Origin of the sequence: Citrobacter sp. Cpo142, assembly GCF_030332425.1 — a bacterium.
GTDB classification, from domain to species: Bacteria; Pseudomonadota; Gammaproteobacteria; order Enterobacterales; family Enterobacteriaceae; genus Citrobacter; species Citrobacter portucalensis.
The window spans coordinates 389436-411164 of record NZ_JAOWHW010000126.1 but is presented as its reverse complement, the minus strand read 5'-3'; the positions used below and the strand labels follow the sequence as shown (position 1 = coordinate 411164).

General features: G+C 48.6%; 19 protein-coding genes. 12 read left to right on the top strand and 7 right to left on the bottom strand.

Features of this window, described 5'->3' with window-relative positions:
• Positions 1-26 precede the first annotated feature (26 nt).
• Complete coding sequence (gene uspF / locus OGY18_RS16860) at positions 27-455, bottom strand: universal stress protein UspF (protein WP_079938314.1); 429 nt, start codon at positions 453-455, stop codon at positions 27-29.
• A 530-nt stretch (positions 456-985) separates the two neighbouring features.
• On the opposite strand from uspF, the gene OGY18_RS16855 reads away from it, so the two are divergent.
• Both OGY18_RS16855 and OGY18_RS16850 read left to right on the top strand, forming a co-directional pair.
• Positions 986-2080: a NapC/NirT family cytochrome c gene (locus tag OGY18_RS16855; RefSeq protein ID WP_286553707.1), complete on the top strand. Its 1095-nt coding sequence runs from the start codon at positions 986-988 to the stop codon at positions 2078-2080.
• A 20-nt stretch (positions 2081-2100) separates the two neighbouring features.
• Positions 2101-4545, top strand: a complete 2445-nt coding sequence (locus OGY18_RS16850; RefSeq protein WP_286553706.1) for a trimethylamine-N-oxide reductase 2 — start codon at positions 2101-2103, stop codon at positions 4543-4545.
• A gap of 69 nt (positions 4546-4614) precedes the next feature.
• Here OGY18_RS16850 and OGY18_RS16845 read toward each other — a convergent pair whose 3' ends face one another.
• From OGY18_RS16845 to cusR, 5 genes are all read right to left on the bottom strand, one after another.
• Positions 4615-5418 (bottom strand): MBL fold metallo-hydrolase, encoded by an 804-nt coding sequence (locus OGY18_RS16845; protein ID WP_286553704.1) that lies wholly within the window; start codon positions 5416-5418, stop codon positions 4615-4617.
• 83 nt (positions 5419-5501) lie between these two features.
• On the bottom strand, positions 5502-6005 hold the full coding sequence (locus OGY18_RS16840) for a hypothetical protein (protein ID WP_286553703.1): 504 nt from the start codon (positions 6003-6005) through the stop codon (positions 5502-5504).
• Between the two features lie 373 nt (positions 6006-6378).
• The gene (locus OGY18_RS16835; RefSeq protein ID WP_063941361.1) at positions 6379-6705 is read right to left on the bottom strand and encodes a PcoE/SilE family metal-binding protein; all 327 of its coding nucleotides are present in this window, start codon (positions 6703-6705) and stop codon (positions 6379-6381) included.
• Positions 6706-6830: 125 nt separating this feature from the next.
• Positions 6831-8282 carry a Cu(+)/Ag(+) sensor histidine kinase gene (locus OGY18_RS16830; RefSeq protein ID WP_063941362.1) on the bottom strand — a complete coding sequence of 484 codons (1452 nt, stop codon included), beginning with the start codon at positions 8280-8282 and terminating at the stop codon, positions 6831-6833.
• Positions 8272-8955, bottom strand: coding sequence for a copper response regulator transcription factor CusR (gene cusR, locus OGY18_RS16825; RefSeq protein WP_286553700.1), 684 nt, complete (start codon positions 8953-8955; stop codon positions 8272-8274). The genes OGY18_RS16830 and cusR overlap by 11 nt, the downstream gene beginning before the upstream one ends.
• 195 nt (positions 8956-9150) lie before the next feature.
• On the opposite strand from cusR, the gene OGY18_RS16820 reads away from it, so the two are divergent.
• The 4 genes from OGY18_RS16820 (at position 9151) to OGY18_RS16805 (ending at position 15437) form a co-directional block, all read left to right on the top strand.
• Positions 9151-10533 carry an efflux transporter outer membrane subunit gene (locus tag OGY18_RS16820; RefSeq protein ID WP_286553698.1) on the top strand — a complete coding sequence of 461 codons (1383 nt, stop codon included), beginning with the start codon at positions 9151-9153 and terminating at the stop codon, positions 10531-10533.
• Positions 10534-10565: 32 nt separating this feature from the next.
• Positions 10566-10913, top strand: coding sequence for a cation efflux system protein CusF (gene cusF, locus OGY18_RS16815; RefSeq protein WP_126318926.1), 348 nt, complete (start codon positions 10566-10568; stop codon positions 10911-10913).
• A gap of 76 nt (positions 10914-10989) precedes the next feature.
• Complete coding sequence (locus tag OGY18_RS16810) at positions 10990-12282, top strand: efflux RND transporter periplasmic adaptor subunit (protein WP_286553696.1); 1293 nt, start codon at positions 10990-10992, stop codon at positions 12280-12282.
• 11 nt (positions 12283-12293) lie between these two features.
• Positions 12294-15437, top strand: coding sequence for a CusA/CzcA family heavy metal efflux RND transporter (locus tag OGY18_RS16805; RefSeq protein ID WP_286553694.1), 3144 nt, complete (start codon positions 12294-12296; stop codon positions 15435-15437).
• Positions 15438-15488: 51 nt separating this feature from the next.
• Here the strand turns inward: OGY18_RS16805 and rclR are convergent, their stop codons facing one another.
• Entirely contained in the window at positions 15489-16343 is an 855-nt protein-coding gene (rclR, locus tag OGY18_RS16800) for a reactive chlorine-specific transcriptional regulator RclR (RefSeq protein WP_048214745.1), read from the bottom strand.
• A gap of 238 nt (positions 16344-16581) precedes the next feature.
• Between rclR and rclA the strand changes: the two genes are divergently transcribed.
• The 6 genes from rclA (at position 16582) to OGY18_RS16770 (ending at position 21622) form a co-directional block, all read left to right on the top strand.
• Positions 16582-17907, top strand: a complete 1326-nt coding sequence (gene rclA / locus OGY18_RS16795; protein WP_286553691.1) for a reactive chlorine resistance oxidoreductase RclA — start codon at positions 16582-16584, stop codon at positions 17905-17907.
• A 172-nt stretch (positions 17908-18079) separates the two neighbouring features.
• Positions 18080-18310, top strand: a complete 231-nt coding sequence (gene rclB / locus OGY18_RS16790) for a reactive chlorine resistance periplasmic protein RclB (RefSeq protein WP_186336574.1) — start codon at positions 18080-18082, stop codon at positions 18308-18310.
• A gap of 11 nt (positions 18311-18321) precedes the next feature.
• The gene (rclC, locus tag OGY18_RS16785; protein ID WP_126318916.1) at positions 18322-18882 is read left to right on the top strand and encodes a reactive chlorine resistance membrane protein RclC; all 561 of its coding nucleotides are present in this window, start codon (positions 18322-18324) and stop codon (positions 18880-18882) included.
• Between the two features lie 573 nt (positions 18883-19455).
• Positions 19456-20151, top strand: a complete 696-nt coding sequence (locus OGY18_RS16780; RefSeq protein ID WP_286553689.1) for a flagellar brake protein — start codon at positions 19456-19458, stop codon at positions 20149-20151.
• Positions 20152-20172: 21 nt separating this feature from the next.
• Positions 20173-20754: a helix-turn-helix transcriptional regulator gene (locus OGY18_RS16775; protein WP_174785022.1), complete on the top strand. Its 582-nt coding sequence runs from the start codon at positions 20173-20175 to the stop codon at positions 20752-20754.
• A gap of 100 nt (positions 20755-20854) precedes the next feature.
• Positions 20855-21622: a putative bifunctional diguanylate cyclase/phosphodiesterase gene (locus OGY18_RS16770; protein WP_003831149.1), complete on the top strand. Its 768-nt coding sequence runs from the start codon at positions 20855-20857 to the stop codon at positions 21620-21622.
• Positions 21623-21729: the final 107 nt, after the last annotated feature.

The window sequence follows — 21729 nt, the reverse complement described above, 5'->3', positions numbered from 1 at the left end:
GCACATTCGCTCCCGTTTTAACCCTATCACCGCACAACCAGCACCGGGCATTTCGCGTGGCGGACTACGGCTGCCGCCGTTGACCCCAGCAAATACGTGCTAAAACCGGGCTTATGTGAGGCAATGACAATAAGCTCGGCGTCCACCGCTTCCGCCACCTTGAGGATCTGATCTTTTGGTGGGCCGTAAACGACGTGAGTCTGACTCCTGCCCGCAGGAATATTGAACTGCTTAATAATCTCTTCGAGTTTTTCGCTGGCCTTGGCCTGCAAACCACTTCTGTCCGGAAATTCGGTAGAGTAGGCCAACCCCAGCGAGGCATAGAACGGAACGGTAGGAATAACGGCTAAAAAGTGAACCTTCGCGGTTTTGGCATGCGCCTGGACCTGCGGAACAACATGACGAGTTAAATCGGTTTCAGAGATATCAATGGGCACCAGAATTGAGCGATACATATTCACTACCTCCTGTTTGTTTACCTCTACTCTGAGTGTAGCGAAAGTCGTCTCTGTATAATAAGTGACCAGATCAAGATTGCATGCATAAAATGTACGTCAATGAAAGGTGTGCGCCGCAAGTCTTATCGTGAATATATATCTGAGCAAAAACTAAAAGAGAAGTCTCTTCGTAAATGCTTGTCATCTCGAAATAGAAAAGGATTCATTTTCATGTCTTTTCATTGTATATTTAATTATATAACGGGTGTCGCTACGAGATGAATTTTAACGCACCTCAGTAATCATTGGATTTTTATTCTTATATTTCCATAATTAATAGTTAATAAAACCATAGGTTGAGATTAAAATTCTGATTTTAAACGGAATTTGATATTTACATTTCGTTCTCATTAATTATGCGAGCCCCTTCAAACTTACCCGTTAGCTGATTCTTATTTCTCTCTTCGCTTGATGAATATCAATAAGTAGCTGCTTTAGTATATTTATTGTCTACCCCTAAAAGGGTATTCGTCTGATGGAAATAAAAGATGAGAAAAATAAATAAAACTATCCTATGGACGATGCTGCTGTGCATTGCTCTTGGGGCTATTATTGTGTTGGCTGGGCAATGGACATTGCACAAAACCTCGAGCACGGAATTTTGTTTGTCGTGCCATACGATGCAGGCACCTTATGAGGAATATACCGGCTCGGTTCACTTCCAGAATCAGAAAGGCATTCGCGCAGAATGCGCGGACTGTCATATCCCGGAGGGCGGTCTGGATTTTCTGGTGGCTAAGCTGCGGGCCTCAAAAGATGTTTATCATCAGTTCATAACCAAAAAAATCGATACCCCGGAAAAATTTGAAGAACACCGTCTGGAGATGGCGCAAACCGTTTGGGCACAGCTCAAGGCTAATGATTCTGCGACCTGCCGTAGCTGCCACAGTATGGACGCCATGGATCTTGCCGCACAAAGCCCGGATGCTCAGAAGATGCACAAAATGGGCATCGCGGAAAAGCAAACCTGTATTGATTGCCATAAAGGCGTCGCCCATTTCCCACCTGAAATAAAAATGGATGACAGCGCGCTTAAAGGGCTTGAAGCGCAGTCAGCCTCCACCCCAGCTTCAGCAACTGAACTTTATGCTGTAAGCAACACCGCGTTGGGCGATCTGGGAACCGTTTACCCGGCAACCAAAATGCAGGTCCTGAAAACAACGGACAACACGCGACTGGTCGAGATTCGCGGTAGCCAGATGCAGGGAAGTGAACAGGTTATTTACTACGCAGCAGGGCAGCGTTTGATTCTCGCCAGCCTGAGTGAAAAAGGTCAACAGTCGCTGAAGATCCTCTCCGACTGGAAAAAGGATGATTACGGCAATGCGTGGCGAGATGTCGTGCTGCAAGGGGAATGGAGTGGTTCCGCTCTCGCCAGCCGTGAACCTATGTGGGATTACGCGCGCAAACTCGACAATGTGTACTGCGCAGGCTGTCATGCGCCAATTCCGGCGAATCATTTCACGCTCAACGCCTGGCCTTCAGTAGCCAAAGGGATGGGGGCTCGCACCAATATCAGTGAAACCGAACTGGATATCCTGAGCCGTTACTTCCAGTACAACGCTAAAGACATGAATAAATAAGCGATCAATCAGGAGAAATCATGAAACTCACAAGACGTGACTTTATTAAGACGGCTGGCGCGGCAACCGGGACAATGGCGATTTCTTCGGTGATCCCAATGCCAGCCTGGGCCGAAGGCCAGAATGGCGGGGCAATCCTGACGGCAGCACGTTGGGGTGCGGTATACGTGGAAGTAAAAGACGGAAAAGTGGTTTCCTCAAAAGGTGCGTTGCCGAAAACGGTGCCGAACTCATTACAGCAAACCGCGCCAGATCAGGTTCATACCAATATCCGCGTTAAGTATCCGATGGTGCGCAAAAGCTATCTGGAAAACCCGGGTAAAGCGGATGGCAAACGCGGTAACGATCCTTTCGTGCGGGTTAGCTGGGAGCAAGCGCTGAAGCTCATTCATGAACAGCACAGCCGGATCCGCAGCAGCTATGGTCCCGCTTCGATATTTGCCGGTTCTTATGGCTGGCGATCCAGCGGCGTTCTGCATAAGGCGCAAACCTTACTGCAACGCTATATGAGCATGGCCGGTGGCTACGCCGGGCATACCGGAGATTATTCAACCGGTGCCGCGCAGGTGATCATGCCATACGTTGTGGGATCGGTTGAGGTTTATGAGCAGCAAACCACCTGGCCGATGGTGCTTGAGCACAGTCAGGTCGTGGTGCTGTGGGGGATGAATCCGCTCAACACCCTTAAGATTGCCTGGAGCAGCACGGATGAACAAGGGATTGAATACTTTAATCTGCTGAAGAAATCAGGGAAAAGCGTCATCGCCATCGATCCGATGCGTTCTGAAACTATCGAGTTCTTTGGTGATAACGCGACCTGGATTGCGCCACATATGGGGACCGATGTGGCAATGATGTTAGGGATAGCCCATACGCTGGTGAAGAAAAACCTTCACGACAAAGCCTTCCTGGAAAAATACACCACCGGATATCCGCAGTTTGAAGAGTACCTGCTCGGCAAGAGCGATAAAGTAGAGAAAACCGCCGAGTGGGCATCTGGCGTGTGTGGCGTGCCTGCTGAGCAACTGGAAAAGCTGGCGGAAATTTTCTCCAGCAACAAAACCATGCTCATGGCAGGTTGGGGGATTCAGCGCCAGCAATACGGTGAGCAAAAACACTGGATGCTGGTGACTCTGGCGGCGATGCTGGGGCAAATTGGTACCGAAGGCGGCGGCTTCGGGTTCTCTTATCACTATTCCAACGGCGGTAACCCAACGCGCACCGGTGGAGTCTTACCGGCGATCTCCGCCAAAATTGAGGGTGGGTCATCGGCAGGTAATGACTGGGCGGTTTCCGATGCGGTGACCAGCCTGCCGGTAGCGCGAATTGTTGAAGCGCTGGAAAACCCTGGCGGCAAATATCAGCATAACGGTAAAGAGCAAACCTTCCCGGATATCAAAATGATCTGGTGGGCGGGCGGCGCTAACTTTACCCATCATCAGGATACCAACCGCTTAATCAAAGCCTGGCAGAAGCCTGAGCTGGTTGTCATCTCTGAGTGCTACTGGACCGCAGCGGCCAAACACGCCGATATCGTTCTGCCAATCACCACCTCGTTTGAGCGTAACGATCTGACCATGACCGGTGATTACAGTAACCAGCATTTGGTGCCGATGAAGCAGGTCATTGAGCCGCAGTTTGAAGCGCGTAGTGACTTTGATGTATTTGCCGATCTGGCCGAGATGATCAAGCCGGGGGGGAAAGCTGTCTACACCGAAGGCAAAGACGAAATGGCGTGGCTGAAGCAGTTCTACGATGCCGCGCAAAAAGCCGCCCGCGCCCAGCGCGTTGCCATGCCTCAGTTCAACGCGTTCTGGCAGCAGAATAAACTGATCGAAATGCGTGAGAATGAAAAGAATAACAAATATGTGCGCTACGCGGATTTCCGCAGCGATCCGGTGATGAACGCACTCGGAACGCCGAGCGGCAAGATAGAAATCTATTCGAAAACGATTGAAGGCTATCAGTATAAAGACTGTCCGCCGCATGCGTCCTGGATTGAACCGGATGAATGGAAAGGAACGGCGGATAAAGATCAGCTGCAGCTACTGACGGCGCACCCGGCACATCGTCTGCACAGCCAGCTGAACTACGCGTCGCTGCGTAAAGAGTACGCGATTGCCAATCGTGAACCGGTGACGATTCATCCGGATGACGCGAAAGCCAGAGGGATTGCCGAGGGCGATCTGGTCCGCGTATGGAATGCTCGCGGACAGGTTCTGGTTGGGGCGCATGTCAGCGACGGCATCAAACCGGGCATCATCTGTATTCATGAAGGCGCATGGCCGGATATTGAAAACGGTATCTGTAAAAATGGCGGTGCGAACGTGCTGACGGCGGATATCCCGACTTCAAGACTGGCGAATGGTTGTGCCGGGAATACCAGCCTGGTATACGCAGAAAAATACACCGGTGAAGCGCCAAAACTCACCGTCTTTGATGAACCAGCAATTGTCACCATGTAATGATGACTGATAAACGGGGGCCGTAAGGCTCCCGTTTTTTATTGCTGTTTGGGCAACGCTTTACTGTTGTTACTCAGCCAGCTCAATCACATCTCCCGTTGCCGGGGCGTCAGTTCGCGGTAGCCACAATCGCCCCCACGAACCGGTGCAATGACAGCCAAGCAGTTTTTCGGGGTGTTGTTGCTTAATAAATTGTCGGGTCCGCCATAGCTTAGCGGGGGAGGCTGCACGTAAATGAAACCCACCGACGAGGGCATAAATTTTGTTAACCCCGGTGATTTTCTGGCAATGGCGTACGATGTTTTCTATTCCCCGATGCCCGCAACCGGTAATGATGACTAACCCGCGTGCAGATTTATAGATCAATACGCCTTCGTCACTGATGTAATCTGGCTGGAGTTTTTTCTCGCTAATCACGCCATAGGACTGTGGCGTGGGGACGCTAATTTCTCCGGACCACAAAAAGCGATCGCTGATAGCCAGCGGCTCGCGGGTGTATTCCATTATGAATCGAGAGTAGTTGTTATCTCGCGAGAGTTTTTTAATTTTTCGTGGTATTCCCGCAACCGTTATCGATGCGTAACGCTCGCAGGCCAGTTGAGGATGGCAAATGATACGGCTGTTATCCGCAAGCCACGGCACGCCGCCGCAGTGATCATAATGACCGTGCGAAAGTACTACGGCGGTTAATTGGGTCAGGTCTACGCCCATTTGCGTAGCGTTGTGCATGAAGCTGCCATCCGGCCCGGTATCAAACAATATTGTGGTTGTTTCATCCTGAACTAACAGACTTAATCCAGGCTTGGCCAGTAATGATTTTCCAGCGCCAGCAGCGCGTCGGTTTTCAAGCAGCACCGTGAGGGTTAAAGCCATGCCTGACTCCCGTATTAAAACGGCATATTGTAATGCATCGGTTTTGAGAGCGCTGTGATCTCAGCGCTCTTTAACGTTATCCGTCATTCACGCACAATTTTGCCTGCGTTTCCTGCATCGCTGTCATTCCAGCTACCGTGACCATTTGTTTTAATCGTATAGGTGGCATAGCCGACACGGAAGGTCATCGTATCCTTATAGGTATTTACGTCACGCACTTCATTACCATTGACGTAAACGCCGGAATCTTCCACGTGAATATCAACGCTGCGTTGACCATTGGCAAATTTGGCTACGTAATTTCCGCTGAATTTGCCATCAATACCGGCATTATCGTGGTTATCCGTGTTAGTGGTATTTTGCTGTTTTTCACCATGATGATGACGATTCTGCTGGCCGTTGCTGTTCTCAATAAAGCCATGATCGCGGTTCCACTGATAGGATTTATTCACATCGCAGCCATTGAGTTCACTCATCTGCGTACAACCTGAATGTTCATACTTTTTCTGCATTGCCGGGGTAATTGCACATGCTGTTGTGGCAGTTGTCAGACCAAGGACCAGGAGGGTTAACAGACGTTTATTCATTTTTTTACTCACTATCATCATTAAATTTATTTATAGGAATGCGAACTTTTGGATTGTCATGTTTACGACGACGGCAGTCTCCCATTAAATATTAATGAAGCATACCAGGGGGAATCCTAATTTATAATTAGGGTGGGGTGATCAATGCTGTAATACGCAACATAATAAGCTGTTTATTTACTTATTTTATACAATCCGGGTAGAGAACTAAGATGTATTTACTTTTAGAAGAAGGATTTAATGAATTATTAATATTGACATTAACGATGAAGTAGGTCGCGGGCTTGTATATAAACAGGCCCGCGTGGGGAGAATAGTCCACAATATTCAAACTTCGCGTATTTATGGATGTCGTTGTCAATATAGTTCGTCTTTACCCCTGAGTGGAAATCTGCGCGCGGTGCTGCTCGGCCTGTACCTCATGAGCAAATGAATGGCCGTTGTTTACCGATTGGTGAACAACCATCGCTTTTTCATGTTCATTCATTTGTGAAAATGATTTCGCATTGGTTGATGTTGACGATGAATTATTTGCCTGCGCGGCATGTGCTTGTGCCATTTGTTGATGTGCAGGGGCATCGCTGTTATTCATCATTTCATGAGCCATTGCGGCCTGCTGATGCATTTTGGGTGTTTCTGCCGCATTAACGCCAGCTGAAATAAAAAACGCGATAGCTAAAAAAGAGGACATCTTATTCATCATATTTCTCCTGTTTGGGTTTATGGAAGAAAGTATAATTAATAGGGGCTGTCAGTGGCGTGACAGGATTATGACGGTTGTGTCAGACAACAGGTGATGACGGGTATAAGCGTCATCACCATAAATTACATCGCGTGCTTGGGCAGCGTCAGAATAAAGCGAGTGGCATGAGGGTCGGAAGTCACCGAGACTTTTCCTTGATGGGCAGTCACAATCGATTTCACAATCGCCAGACCAATGCCGCTGCCTTCGCCCTTACGTTGTCGTGAAGGGTCCACTCGATAAAAGCGGTCAAAGAGTCGCGGAAGATGTTGCGGGGGAATGGGGTTTCCGGGATTCTCAACGACTATCTGCACCTGGCCATCCGCCTCTTTCACCCGCACGGTTACCGACTCGCCTTTTGGCGTATAGCGCATGGCATTTGACAGCAGATTACTCATTGCCCGGCGTAACATTAATGGGTCGCCAGAAACCCAGCATGCACGTCCTTCAAAACGTAAACCAACCTCACGCTCTTCAGCCCAGGCTTCGAAAAAGTCGAATACTTTACCGACCTCATCAGCCAGATTGAGCGCTTTTTTTTCTGGGATCAGCTGATTGTTATCCGCCTGCGCCAGAAACAGCATATCACTCACCATCTTCGACATACGGCCAAACTCTTCGAGATTAGAATACAGCACATCTTCGAGTTCTTTTTGGCTGCGGGTCTGGCTGAGCGCAATTTCCGTTTGGGTGACGAGATTAGTTATTGGCGTGCGGATCTCATGAGCAATATCCGCCGAGAAGTTCGACTGGCGTTTAAATACGTCCTCGATGCGTTCGATCATGTGATTAAACGAACTCACCAGCTGTTCCAGTTCAATAGGAACCGCTTGCGGATCGAGGCGTACATCGAGATCTTTCGAGGTGATATTTTGGATGCGACGACTGACATTACGGATCGGTTCATGGCCTTTGTATACGGCGAAAAGCACGATAAAAACAATCATCATGCTAATCAGCGATGCCGTCATAATCAGCTTGTTTTTCAGATCGTTAATATAGTGCAGATGAAAGTCGATCGATAATGCCAGATACAAGGTATACGCTGGTTTTCCATCGGCAAGCTGTCCTACCGGCAGGCGAATCATTCGCCAGTTAGACGATGTTTTCTGTCCGTGAATATGTTTGGAGGTTTGCAGCGTGGGGCCTGAGATAATAAAAACGTCACTGGCATGGGCATTTTTATCCGGCCTTGCGCTGGCGATAAATTGCCGGAGATCCGGCGCATTGGGCGAATGAAAAATGGCCTTCTGGTTGCTATCTTCCAGAGAAATAATGACGTTCGAATAACCCGCCACCACATTTTTTAGCGTTTCCAGGCGGCGTGATTCTGGCTCGTTGGGTTGGTTAATAATCCTCTCCAGCGTGGCGCTAATCTCTTGTAAATCGTTGATGTCCTGCTCGGCGAAGTGGACTTTCACGGAGTGGATCATTATCCATGCAAAGGCGAAAAATGAAGCAATTGTCGCCAGGCTGATAAAAAAGGTCAGTCGTGTCGCCAGTGAAAAAGGGCGCCGCCATCGTTTACTGGTCATCAGAAACCTCAAGCATATATCCCACACCGCGCACGGTCTGAATCAGTTTCGGCTCAAAATCGTTATCAATTTTGGCGCGCAGACGCTTAACAGCGACGTCGATAGCATTAGTATCGCTGTCAAAATTCATATCCCAGACCTGGGAGGCGATCAGTGAGCGGGGTAAAACTTCCCCCTGATGGCGCAGGAAAAACTCAAGCAGCGTAAACTCTTTGCTGGTTAGGGTGATGCGCGTACCGCTGCGGGTGACTTTCCTGCTGACCAGATCGACCATTAAATCCGCGACCTGAAATTGGCTTTCGACAATCACCGCAGCGCCCCGGCGCAGCAGCGTTCTGACCCGTGCCAGCAGTTCGGCGAAGGCAAACGGTTTAACCAGGTAATCATCAGCACCCAATTCCAGACCTTTAACCCGATGCTCAATGGTACCCAGTGCGGTGAGGAGAAGAATGGGCATTCCTTTGTTGGCGGAACGCAGCATCCGCACGATATCCCAGCCGTTTACATCCGGCAGCATGATGTCGAGTATGAGCAGGTCGTAATCGCCGGTCATCGCCAGGTGATACCCGTTCAGGCCGTTATCCGCTAAATCCACGACAAAACCCGCTTCCGTCAGGCCTTTTGTCAGGTATTCACCGGTTTTTTTCTCATCTTCGACTATCAAAACCTTCATCGCATTCTCCTTCTCGCACTGGTTGTGCGGACTTTCAATTCTAGGGAAGCGGGATCGGATAGCAATCTGTTATTAGGAAAATGACAGTTTTGTCATTTTCCTGTCACCGGTTAAACAGAGTCACTTCGTTAAAGTACAAGACTATAAATTCCTACTTATTTTAGGGACATCAGTCCGGTCAGGACGAGAAGAACTATGAGCAAATTTAAGCTTCTTACTCTCAGCGCTACATTCGTGCTCGCTGGTTGTTCATTGGCGCCGGACTATCAGCGCCCGGCTTTGCCGGTGCCACAGCAATTTTCTTTAAGCCAGAATTCCCTGGTGTCGGCTCCTGGTGAATACCAGGACACGGGGTGGCGAACCTTTTTTGTTGACGACCAGGTGAAGGCGTTGATTGGTGAGGCGCTGATCAATAACCGCGATTTACGCATGGCGACGCTGAAGGTTCAGGAAGCGCGAGCGCAGTATGGCGTCACGGACGCTGACCGTTATCCGCAAATCACGGCAGGCTCCAGCGGTACCTACAGCGGTAAATTAAAAGGTGATAGCAGCACCGATCGTGAATTCGAAGCTGGACTCAATCTCAGTTTCGACCTGGATTTCTTTGGGCGGCTAAGAAATATGAGTGAAGCTGAGCGACAGAATTTCTTTGCCAGCGAAGAAGCGCGTCGGGCGGTGCACATCTCATTAATCTCCAACGTGTCGCAAAGTTATTTTAATCAGCGTCTGGCTTACGCACAGCTGCAAGTTGCTGAAGAAACGCTGCAAAACTATCAACGATCTTACGCTTTTGTAGAGAAGCAACTGGTAACCGGTAGTACCAATGTACTGGCGTTGGAACAAGCGCGCGGTGTAATCGAAAGTACGCGTAGCGAAATTGCCAAGCGTAAAGGTGAGTTGGCACAGGCCAATAACGCGCTGCAGCTGTTGCTGGGTACATACGGGAAATTACCCGATGACCAGGCGCGCAGCCGTGGGGATATTAAACCGGTAACGCTGCCGCCATCACTCTCGTCGCAAATACTGTTGCAGCGCCCGGATATTATGGAAGCTGAGCACGGATTATTGGCGGCAAATGCCAATATCGGTGCTGCGCGGGCGGCATTTTTTCCGTCGATAACCTTGACCAGTTCCGTGTCCAGTAGCAGTAGCGATCTTTCCAATTTATTTAATGCCTCCAGCGGCATGTGGAATTTTGTCCCCAAAATAGATCTTCCAATCTTCAACGCCGGACGTAATCAGTCCAATCTCGACCTGGCAGAAATTCGCCAGCAACAGTCAGTAGTGAATTACGAACAAAAAATTCAGAACGCGTTTAAAGAAGTGGCGGATGCACTGGTGTTGCGCCAAAGCATTGCCGATCAAATTAGCGGGCAGCAGCGTTACCTGGATTCATTGCAAATCACACTACAGCGCGCCAGAGCGCTTTATCAGAATGGTGCAGTTAGCTATATCGAAGTATTAGATGCAGAACGTTCTTTATTCGCTACGCAGCAATCGCTGCTCGATCTTAATTACGCCCAACAGGTTAATGAAATTAAGCTGTTTGCTGCCTTAGGCGGCGGTTGGGTGGAGTAATCCTTAATATTAACTTTTCAGGAGCATGATATATGAATACTACCGCCAAAGCCGTGCTGTTTAGCTTTTTCTCTATGGTTATGTTTAACGCCCAGGCCAATGAAAATCAGCATGGCGAGATGATGAATATGCAGCCAGCGGCTCAACAGGAACAACTCATTAGTGCTACCGGGGTGATTGAAGCTGTTGATATGGAGAGTAAAAAAATCACGATCAAACATGACCCTATTCCAGCGGTGAACTGGCCGGCCATGACGATGCGCTTTACGCTGGTTGCTGATACGAAGGCTGATGATATTAAGCCTGGTGATAAGGTCGCGTTTACGTTTGTTCAGCAGGGAAATCTCTCTGTGTTACGCGATATTCACATCAGTAAATAACGTTCTCGCTGGTCTCTTTTATTCTTGCCCGGGTTTTTGCAAACGCGGGCGAGACTATCGCGCAATGGAAATTACTATGGCGTCTTTAAATATTAAAAATACCGCGCTTATTCTCGGTAGCATGATTGCCGGCGGGATTATTTCTGTCGGTGTTTATACTTATTATTCATCGGCAAAAATATCGTCTGTAGCCGGGCCAGTTCAGCAAAAAGAAGCCAGAAAAGTGTTGTTCTGGTATGACCCCATGTATCCGAACACGCGCTTTGATAAACCGGGTAAATCGCCGTTTATGGATATGGATCTGATCCCGAAATATGCCGATGAAGAGACCGCGAACGCGTCATCACCAGGCGTGCGCATCGATCCTACACAGACCCAGAACCTGGGGCTGAAAACAGAGCCAGTGCGTCGTGGACCACTGCACTACGCGCAAACTTTCCCGGCCAACGTTAGTTATAACGAATACCAGTTTGTTATTGTTCAGGCACGTTCTGCGGGCTTTATCGAGAAGGTTTACCCGCTGACAGTGGGGGACAAAATTAAGCAGGGTTCGCCGCTGATCGACCTGACTATTCCTGATTGGGTTGAGGCGCAGAGTGAATATTTATTGCTGCGGGAAACGGGCGGTAGCGCGACGCAGGTGGAAGGGATTCTGGAGAGATTACGTCTGGCTGGAATGCCTGAAGCAGATATCCAGCGCTTAAAATCGACGCGTAAAATTCAGACTCGCTTTACCCTGAAAGCCCCTATCGATGGGGTGATCACCGCATTCGATTTGCGTACCGGTATGAACATTTCTAAAGACAATGTGGTCGCGAAAATTCAGGGTATGGACCCGGTATGGGTCAGCGCGTCGGTTCCGGAATCAATCGCCTGGCTGATTAAAGATGCCTCGCAATTTACCATCACCGTGCCCGCCTGGCCGGATAAGCCTTTCACCATCAGCAAGTGGAGTATCTTACCAAGCGTTGATGCGACCACGCGGACGTTGCAAATCCGTTTGCAGGTTGATAACCCCGATGAGGCGCTCAAGCCTGGGATGAATGCTTACCTGCAACTGAAAACACAAAGCGAGCCAATGCTGCTGATCCCGTCTAAAGCGCTGATTGATACGGGTACCGAGCAGCGGGTAATCACCGTTGATAACGAAGGCCGATTTGTGCCGAAACAGGTTGCGGTATTCCATGAATCTCAAGGATTGACGGCTATCCGCTCCGGCCTGACCGAAGGCGAAAAAGTGGTGTCCAGTGGCCTGTTCCTGATTGATTCCGAAGCGAATATCTCTGGCGCACTGGACCGTATGCGCGCTCAGAACAGTAAGACGCAAGACGCAGCCGCCATGCCAGCCCAGGCGACCCATTCACACTGAGGACATGATAAATGATTGAATGGATTATCCGTCGTTCGGTGGCAAACCGTTTTCTGGTGATGATGGGGGCGCTGTTTCTCAGCGTCTGGGGAACCTGGACCATCATTAATACGCCGGTTGATGCGCTGCCCGATCTTTCTGATGTTCAGGTGATCGTCAAAACCAGCTATCCGGGTCAGGCGCCGCAACTTGTTGAAAATCAGGTGACCTACCCGCTGACCACCACCATGCTGTCGGTACCCGGCGCGAAAACCGTGCGCGGTTTCTCGCAGTTTGGTGATTCCTACGTGTACGTCATTTTCGAAGATGGTACCGATCCTTACTGGGCGCGCTCGCGCGTACTGGAGTATCTCAACCAGGTTCAGGGAAAATTACCGGCTGGCGTTAGCGCGGAAATGGGACCGGACGCCACGGGCGTCGGCTGGATATTTGAGTATGCGCTGGTGGATCGCAGCGGGAAACATGATCTGGCGGAATTACGTTCTCTTCAGGACTGGTTTTTAAAGTATGAGTTAAAAACGATTCCTAACGTGGCGGAAGTCGCCTCGGTAGGCGGCGTGGTTAAACAGTATCAGGTCGTTATCGATCCGATGAAGCTGACGCAATATGGCATCAGCCTGGCGGACGTGAAATCGGCGCTGGATACGTCGAATCAGGAAGCGGGCGGCTCATCTGTTGAGATGGCCGAAGCGGAATATATGGTCCGTGCCAGTGGATATCTGCAAACGCTTGATGATTTCAATAACATCGTCCTGAAAACAGGGGCCGACGGTGTACCTGTTTACCTGCGCGATGTGGCGCGCGTACAGATTGGGCCGGAAATGCGCCGTGGGATCGCCGAACTGAATGGCGAAGGCGAAGTCGCGGGAGGGGTGGTTATCCTGCGTTCCGGTAAAAATGCGCGTGAGGTGATCTCTGCCGTTAAAGCCAAGCTTGATACGCTGAAAAGCAGCCTGCCGGAAGGCGTAGAGGTAGTTACAACATACGATCGCAGTCAGCTCATCGATCGCGCCATTGATAACCTCAGCTACAAGCTGCTGGAAGAGTTTATCGTCGTGGCGCTGGTGTGTGCGCTGTTCCTGTGGCATCTGCGTTCGGCGCTGGTGGCGATTATTTCCCTGCCGCTGGGGCTGTGTATCGCGTTTATCGTGATGCATTTCCAGGGGTTGAACGCCAACATCATGTCGCTAGGGGGAATTGCCATTGCCGTCGGGGCGATGGTTGATGCCGCAATCGTGATGATTGAAAACGCCCATAAGCGGCTGGAAGAGTGGGGGCATCATCATCCGAATGAAAAGCTCGATAACGCAACGCGCTGGAAGGTTATTACTGACGCCTCGGTAGAAGTCGGCCCGGCATTGTTCATCAGCCTGTTGATCATCACGTTGTCGTTTATCCCCATTTTCACGCTTGAGGGGCAAGAAGGGCGACTGTTTGGCCCGCTGGCGTTCACCAAAACGTATGCCATGGCAGGCGCGGCATTTCTGGCGATTGTGGTTATTCCGATCCTGATGGGATTCTGGATCCGTGGAAAAATACCGGCCGAAAGCAGCAACCCGCTTAACCGTTTTCTGATCCGTATTTACCATCCGTTGTTGCTGAAGGTGTTGCACTGGCCCAAGACCACCATTCTGGTGGCGGTGCTTTCAATACTGACGGTTGTCTACCCGCTGAATAAAGTCGGTGGTGAATTCCTGCCGCAGATTAACGAAGGTGATCTGCTGTATATGCCTTCGACATTGCCGGGGATCTCAGCGGCGCAGGCAGCGGACATGCTGCAAAAAACCGACAAGCTGATCATGACCGTTCCTGAAGTGGCACGCGTGTTTGGTAAAACCGGTAAGGCAGAAACCGCAACAGACTCCGCGCCGCTGGAAATGGTTGAAACGACGATCCAACTGAAGCCGCAGGACCAGTGGCGTCCGGGGATGACGATGGACAAAATCATCGCCGAGCTGGACAAAACCGTACGCTTGCCGGGGTTGGCGAATCTGTGGGTTCCGCCGATTCGTAACCGTATCGACATGCTCTCTACGGGGATCAAAAGCCCAATTGGCATTAAGGTGTCGGGTAATGTTCTGGCAGATATCGACGCCACGGCGGAGCAAATTGAAGAGGTGGCCAGAACCGTGCCGGGTGTCTCTTCGGCGCTGGCCGAGCGTCTGGTGGGCGGACGCTATCTCAACGTAGATATCAATCGTGAAAAAGCGGCCCGGTACGGCATGACCGTAGGTGCAGTGCAGCTGTTTGTCACTTCAGCGGTAGGAGGGGCAATGGTGGGCGAAACGGTGGAAGGGATTGCACGCTATCCTATCAACCTGCGCTATGCGCAGAGCTATCGTGATAGCCCGGAAGCATTGAGTAATCTGCCGATTCTGACGCCCATGAAACAGCAAATTACGCTGGCGGATGTCGCCGATGTGACGGTGGTTTCGGGGCCTTCGATGCTGAAAACCGAAGATGCGCGACCAACCAGTTGGATTTACATCGACGCCCGAGATCGTGACATGGTCTCAGTGGTGAACGATCTGAAAAAGGCTATTGCTGAAAAGGTCCAGTTAAAGCCGGGGACCAGCGTGGCGTTTTCGGGGCAATTCGAGCTGCTTGAGCGCGCCAGCCATAAGCTCAAGTTGATGGTGCCAATGACGCTGATGATTATCTTCGTCTTGCTTTATCTGGCCTTCCGTCGCTTTGGCGAAGCGCTGCTGATTATCACCAGTGTGCCTTTTGCGCTGGTGGGCGGCATCTGGTTCCTTTACTGGATGGGTTTCCATATGTCGGTCGCAACAGGGACCGGATTTATCGCCCTGGCAGGTGTTGCTGCGGAGTTTGGCGTGGTGATGCTGATGTACTTGCGCCACGCTATTGAAGCCGAACCCGCGCTGGAAAATCCGCAAACCTTTACGGCGGACAAGCTGGATGAAGCGTTATATCACGGTGCCGTGCTGCGCGTGCGGCCAAAAGCGATGACCGTGGCGGTGATTATCGCGGGTCTGTTACCTATCTTGTGGGGGACGGGAGCAGGCTCAGAAGTCATGAGCCGCATCGCCGCGCCGATGATTGGCGGCATGATCACCGCGCCATTGCTGTCGCTATTCATTATTCCGGCTGCGTATAAGCTGATGTGGCTGCACAGACACCGTAGCCAAAAGTAATGCTTTGAAACGCTCGCCTGCGTCGGTTTGGTCGCCGAAGCAGGCGCTGCGTTATACCTCCAGTGCCTTCACGCGTTTGCGGTACTCGCCCGGCGTACAGCCAAATTCTCGTAAAAAGACTTTATGGAATGACGATTCGCTGGCGTAGCCCACCGACTCGGCCACCACAACCAATGGCTGCGACCCACGTGACAGCATCTGGGCAGCGAATTGCAGGCGTAAAGTGGTTAATACTGCGAGCGGCGTGGAGTTTGAGACTTCACGAAATAGCTGCGCGAAGCTGGCCCGCGACATATGCGCACGTTTCGCCAGTTCTTCGACGGTCCAGGCAAACGCCGGGGACTCCAGCATCATGAAGACGACAGCCCCTAGTTTGGGATGAAGCAGTAGATTCAACACGTTTTGAACGGGGGTCGCCTTGGTTAACCATTCGCGAACGGCTAAGGCGAACAGTGTGGCGCATTGTTGACTGCAGACTACACTGGAACCTGGCAGAGTACTCATGGATTCCTGTTGCATCAAAGCAATCATGGCCTTGAGCCAATGGCTGACAGGGCTATTTTCATCAGGTGCCAGAACCAATACTTCCGGTAACGCAGTTAAAAAATAGCGTGAGGAAGCGTGCAATCGAAGGCTGCCACAAACAATGTGTGTTTGTTCATCGCCAGACTGGCAGAGCCGATGTGCGGAGTTTTGCGGCAGAATCACGATAGTACCGGGCCGCAGAGTAAAAGATGTCCCATCGGGCATGTCCAGTTGGGCTGCACCTTGTGTGACCGTATGCCAGCGGATAATGGACAATTCACCTGCTGCGTGCGGCAGTTGCCAGTCCCTGCTCAGTAGGCAGTTTTGGTCAATTGAGCCTTGTGGGTCGTTAAGCATCAGTAATCGGCTAAGGGCATCCATGGAGACTCCTGAACATTTTTTTGTTGTCGTTTATTGAAACTCTATTATCTCTTTATTTCATTATTATATTAATACCTTCAAAGTGTTAGTGTAATTATTCATTCTCGAAATGTTAGTCATCTTTAAGGCTGATTTAGACGATCTGACAGTTATCGGCGAGTTGTGGATACATTGTTCAGGCAGAGTTAGAGCTATATTTCAGTTCATCAAACGAACAGTGACTTGGCGGAGAGACAGCATGAATCAGTATCAGGCGATTATTATTGGATTTGGCAAAGCGGGTAAAACGCTGGCGGCAACACTGGCCAAAACGGGTTGGCGGGTAGCGATTATTGAACAGTCAAACACCATGTATGGCGGGACATGCATCAACATCGGCTGTATCCTAACTAAAACGCTGGTACATGATGCTGAACTTCAGCATGACTTTGCCGAGGCAATGCAACGCAAGGCATCCGTTGTCAGTTTTCTGCGCGATAAAAATTTCCATAATCTTGACGATCTGGAAAACGTGGATGTGATTGAAGGTCGTGCTGAATTCGTTGATAACCATACTGTGCGAGTCGTGCAGTCAACAGGCGAGATTGAGCTGAGCGGCGAGAAAATCTTTATTAATACTGGCGCCCAGTCAACGATTCCAAACGTTGAGGGATTAACCACGACACCTGGCGTATTTGACAGCACCGGGCTGTTGAATTTGACGCAACGTCCAGAGCGTCTGGGCATTTTGGGCGGTGGGTATATCGGCGTTGAATTCGCATCAATGTTTGCCAACTTTGGTAGCAAAGTCACTATTTATGAAGCAGCTCCGCAGTTTTTGCCTCGTGAAGACCGGGATATTGCTGACGCTATCGCCAACATTTTACGCGACAAAGGCGTCGAGCTGATCCTCAATGCCAACGTGCAGTCGGTCTCCTCTCATGATGGTGCAGTACAGCTGCACATGCCGGAGGGGGCCCAGACGGTGGATGCGCTGTTGGTAGCATCAGGTCGCAAACCGGCGACAGAAAACCTGCAATTGCAGAAAGCGGGTGTGGATGTAAACGATCGTGGTGCCATTGTTGTGAATAAATATTTGCGTACATCGGCAGATAACATTTGGGCAATGGGCGATGTCACTGGTGGATTACAATTTACCTATATCTCGCTGGATGACTTCCGTATTGTGCGTGACAACCTGCTAGGCGAGGGGTTACGTAACACGGGCGATCGTCAAAACGTACCGTATTCCGTCTTTATGACGCCGCCGCTTTCCCGCGTCGGAATGACTGAAGAACAGGCTCGCGCCAGCGGTGCGGCGGTTCAAGTCGTGACGTTGCCGGTAGCGGCTATCCCGCGAGCGCGGGTGATGAATGATACGCGTGGTGTTCTTAAAGCGGTGGTGGATAGTGAAACGAAACAAATATTAGGCGTATCGCTGTTGTGTGTGGATTCTCATGAAATGATTAATATCATCAAGACGGTTATGGATGCAGGGTTACCTTATACCACATTGCGTGACCAAATATTTACCCATCCAAGCATGAGCGAATCACTAAACGATCTCTTTTCTCTCATTAAATGATAATAGCGTAGTCTGCATATTTGCCCCACCCGTGTGGGGCTTTTTTTTATTTGTTTTTTATATTCCTGATACTAATTGACAGTTATTCTGGCGTTACGGATGGAATAAAATAAAGTGACATGTTTTATTATATTCCCACTGAAATAACTCGTTAATGGAAATAGAAATGAACATGTTTAAATCTACGTTACTTATGACTGCGTTACTGACTGCTCCGGTGACATTTTCCGCGTTAGCGCAAACAGAGGTTGCCCACATTAGCGTATCAGCCGTGTCTGGCTCTCCTTCCGTGGTGGAAGATGCCATTGCGAAACTGGCGCAGGAAAAGAATGCGACTTCCTGGAAAATTACCTCAATGCGCATTGATAGCAGCACTCACGCAACGGCAATTTTGTACAAGTGAGGAGAGCCGGGATGGAAAAGTATCTTCGTATATTGGGCAAAGGCGATAGGGTTGGATTAACCTTGATTCGCCTGAGTATCGCGATTGTTTTTATCTGGATTGGTTTATTAAAATTTGTACCTTACGAAGCCGACAGCATTACGCCGTTTGTCGCCAATAGTCCGGTAATGTCATTTTTTTATGAGCATCCAGAAGAATACAAACAACATTTAACCCACGAAGGTGAATTCAAACCGCAGGCTCGTGAATGGCAGACGGCGAATAACACGTATACGTTCTCAAATGGCCTGGGCGTAGTCGAAGTTCTTATCGCTTTGCTGGTGCTGGCTAATCCTGTTAGCCGTTGGTTGGGATTAATTGGCGGCGTTCTGGCATTTGCCACACCAATTGTTACCTTATCATTTTTAATAACCACACCAGAGGCGTGGGTAATGCCACTGGGTGATTTACACTACGGATTTCCGTACTTGTCAGGCGCCGGACGGTTGGTGTTGAAAGACACGTTAATGTTGGCGGGAGCAGTGATGATCATCGCAGATTCATCCCGATCAATAATTAAGCAGCAGTATTGAATTTTTAACGTTGTGCCCTCTGTAAGATAGTAAGCCACTATAGTTCGATTCGGTACTTACCGGGCCAGCAGGATGCTGGCTTTTTTTCTGCCTTAAGGGAAATTTATTGTAAATATAAGATTATTCAGTTTAGAAGAATAACTAATCAGTTCTATTTCCCTGATTAATGATATAGTGCTGTAAGCATTTTTCCTCCTTCCTGTGAAAGCGCGGCAACCCGCATACTGCGTAGTCTTCCGGCCATAAAAGCTCCATTTTTCTCTATTTTTTTCTGTACAATTCTTGCTATTTGTTATCTCAAAATCATATCTCAAAAAAGCTTGTTATTCATTTTTGTTATAGTTAATCAACAAGTTCGCGTGGTTTTAGGCATGTCTTAAGCTAGAATTAATCCTGATTAAATGTTTTTACGTATCAATAAATGACTAAAGATAGTTAAAAACTTAATTTTTAACCAACTGTTTGACATGGAATCCACTATGGTAATTAAGCACCAGGGGTGGATGCTGATCTCGCGTTTTGTGAGTAACCAAAGGCGGGACATATCTTAAATATGGAAATAAGGGTTTTAGAATGAGCTTTGGCTTAGCAAAGGAAGACAAGTTTGAAATCATCGCTATCCTTCGTGAAGAGCTTCATAAGAAAACGAAACTGGAAATCCTGTGTGGAGACAGTAGCGTTATCACGCAGTTAGAGAAGGTTGATTTCGAACGGTTTGTCATCTCCGGACACGGAGATATTGTTCCTGAAAAGGTCCAATACTTTATCCTGCACAGCGAAAGCGGGATTGTAAAATTTAGTGCCAGGTTCGAACAAACCTCGTCAGCAGGTGCGGAAGCAGGATTATCCTACTTCATCCCGGATATGATTTTCTTTGCCCAGCAGAGACAAAATCAGCGTTTTTCATTCCTGAAGGGTTATGACTTTTTCTGTTTTGGTCGTTACAAAAATGGAGAAAACTACTCTCTCAAGATTAAAAATATCTCGCAGGGGGGTTGTGCGTTAATCGTTAAAGATGTAAACGCCCGTTTTCTTTATAAAGATGCGGTGATTAAAAATGCATCTCTGGATTTCGATACCTTTGGCAGTTTACAACTGGACTTAAAAGTGATCGATGTCATCCCGATCAATGAATTTGATGAGGATAATCAGTTGTATTCCTGTCATCAGATTTCATGTGAGTTCGACTTTAAAAATCGTCGTGAAGAGACTGAAGTCGAGAAAATCATTATTAAATTTTTAATGAGTAACAAGATTAGAAGCTTATAAGGAACGGTGAACAGGATGTTGATGTGTGGCAGTGATAATTTTGTGGGCAATGGTATGTTTGCCTACCTGACCAGCAAACATGTACCGATACAAACATTCCAGTTTGAGGATATGTTGCATCAGTCATCATTATGCCAGCATCAAACCATGGTTTTTAATATCATTGATAATGAACAAGCGTGTTCAGACATTGTTCAGTTTTTGAATAAAAACCGATTCAAATTTTATAATAACGTCGTGGTGATTGTTGCTGATAGTTTGGTGGCGAAATTATGCGTAGAGTTATTATATGTCGAAAAAACAATAGTTTTGACTGAAAAATCTTCACTGCGTGATTTTGGTCAATTGGCGACATTATCAGTCGGGAAATGGAACCCCCGACTGTATCGTTCGCAGAAGAGATTAACCGAAAGAGAACAGCAGATCCTGAACTTACTGGTAAGTGGTTATACAGCCAAAGAAATTTCTGAGTTAGTTAGCCTGAACTATAAAACGATTCAGGCACATAAGATGAGAGTCGTCGCCAAGCTTGGCCTGATCAATACCTCTGATTTAAATAAGTTAATTGTCAGATTTACCCATCGTATGTCTTTTTTACCCTAACCTGACCATTCTTTTCTGATGTAATACACCTAATAGTAGATACAATTCGGGAGTGATTTTGACTGGTTTTTAATTTTATGATTTGTAGAGGGAGAGGGGAATGTTTAATTCCAATGAGGTGCTAACTGCGCTTGAAAAGGCTTTGAATACCAGTCAACTTTATATGGTTTATCAGCCTATTTTCAATTTGCATGCTCAGCGTATAAGCGGATTTGAAGCGTTAATGCGTTGGAATAGTCCTCAGATGGGTATGATCTCTCCCGATGTTTTTATTACCTTACTGGAAGATAGCGGCAATATTATTTCCATTGAAGATATGGTTACTCACTCTCCGTGGGATGTTGCAACTTCCTGGCCTGACCCCATTGTATTATCCGTCAATATTTCCGCGCTTGAATTCTGCGATCCTCTGTTACCCCAACGCGTCAGACAAAATCTTGCCACTTCCGGATTGCCGGTCCATCGATGCCAAATAGAGGTCACGGAAACGTCACCGCTGTGTGACAGCCAGATTGCGGCTAAAAATATGACGGAATTAAAGGCGATAGGGGTCAAGCTTGCGCTTGATGATTTTGGAACCGGTCATGCTAATCTTAATTACCTGTTGAAATATCCTTTTGATACCTTAAAAATTGATAAGGAATTTGTCACCGGTATTGAGCCCGACACCCGATCAACAAAGATTGTTGAGGGTATTATTTCCCTGGCGCATAATTTTGGTATTGAAGTTCTTGCCGAAGGGGTGGAAACCCAGTCCCAACTGGAACGGTTGATGCAGATTGGTTGTGACAAAATTCAAGGCTTTTTCATTTCTCCCCCGGTGCTGGCAGAAGAGATCCCTTCACTCTTAGCACAATATAATCGTTAATCCCTCCTTATTTACGTTTCCCAATCCCTTAATTGTTCGCGTTGCTGGTAAGTCTGTTGGCCCGATAAGCGTAGCGTATCAGGCGGCCCTGAACGGCAAAAAAAAAG

Excerpts from the sequence above, each read along its gene's own strand:
- uspF (WP_079938314.1), bottom strand. The coding sequence starts at position 455 with ATGTATCGCTCAATTCTGGTGCCCATTGATATCTCTGAAACCGATTTA.
- OGY18_RS16855 (WP_286553707.1), top strand. The coding sequence starts at position 986 with ATGAGAAAAATAAATAAAACTATCCTATGGACGATGCTGCTGTGCATT.
- OGY18_RS16850 (WP_286553706.1), top strand. The coding sequence starts at position 2,101 with ATGAAACTCACAAGACGTGACTTTATTAAGACGGCTGGCGCGGCAACC.
- OGY18_RS16845 (WP_286553704.1), bottom strand. The coding sequence starts at position 5,418 with ATGGCTTTAACCCTCACGGTGCTGCTTGAAAACCGACGCGCTGCTGGC.
- OGY18_RS16840 (WP_286553703.1), bottom strand. The coding sequence starts at position 6,005 with ATGAATAAACGTCTGTTAACCCTCCTGGTCCTTGGTCTGACAACTGCC.
- OGY18_RS16835 (WP_063941361.1), bottom strand. The coding sequence starts at position 6,705 with ATGAATAAGATGTCCTCTTTTTTAGCTATCGCGTTTTTTATTTCAGCT.
- OGY18_RS16830 (WP_063941362.1), bottom strand. The coding sequence starts at position 8,282 with ATGACCAGTAAACGATGGCGGCGCCCTTTTTCACTGGCGACACGACTG.
- cusR (WP_286553700.1), bottom strand. The coding sequence starts at position 8,955 with ATGAAGGTTTTGATAGTCGAAGATGAGAAAAAAACCGGTGAATACCTG.
- OGY18_RS16820 (WP_286553698.1), top strand. The coding sequence starts at position 9,151 with ATGAGCAAATTTAAGCTTCTTACTCTCAGCGCTACATTCGTGCTCGCT.
- cusF (WP_126318926.1), top strand. The coding sequence starts at position 10,566 with ATGAATACTACCGCCAAAGCCGTGCTGTTTAGCTTTTTCTCTATGGTT.
- OGY18_RS16810 (WP_286553696.1), top strand. The coding sequence starts at position 10,990 with ATGGCGTCTTTAAATATTAAAAATACCGCGCTTATTCTCGGTAGCATG.
- OGY18_RS16805 (WP_286553694.1), top strand. The coding sequence starts at position 12,294 with ATGATTGAATGGATTATCCGTCGTTCGGTGGCAAACCGTTTTCTGGTG.
- rclR (WP_048214745.1), bottom strand. The coding sequence starts at position 16,343 with ATGGATGCCCTTAGCCGATTACTGATGCTTAACGACCCACAAGGCTCA.
- rclA (WP_286553691.1), top strand. The coding sequence starts at position 16,582 with ATGAATCAGTATCAGGCGATTATTATTGGATTTGGCAAAGCGGGTAAA.
- rclB (WP_186336574.1), top strand. The coding sequence starts at position 18,080 with ATGTTTAAATCTACGTTACTTATGACTGCGTTACTGACTGCTCCGGTG.
- rclC (WP_126318916.1), top strand. The coding sequence starts at position 18,322 with ATGGAAAAGTATCTTCGTATATTGGGCAAAGGCGATAGGGTTGGATTA.
- OGY18_RS16780 (WP_286553689.1), top strand. The coding sequence starts at position 19,456 with ATGAGCTTTGGCTTAGCAAAGGAAGACAAGTTTGAAATCATCGCTATC.
- OGY18_RS16775 (WP_174785022.1), top strand. The coding sequence starts at position 20,173 with ATGTGTGGCAGTGATAATTTTGTGGGCAATGGTATGTTTGCCTACCTG.
- OGY18_RS16770 (WP_003831149.1), top strand. The coding sequence starts at position 20,855 with ATGTTTAATTCCAATGAGGTGCTAACTGCGCTTGAAAAGGCTTTGAAT.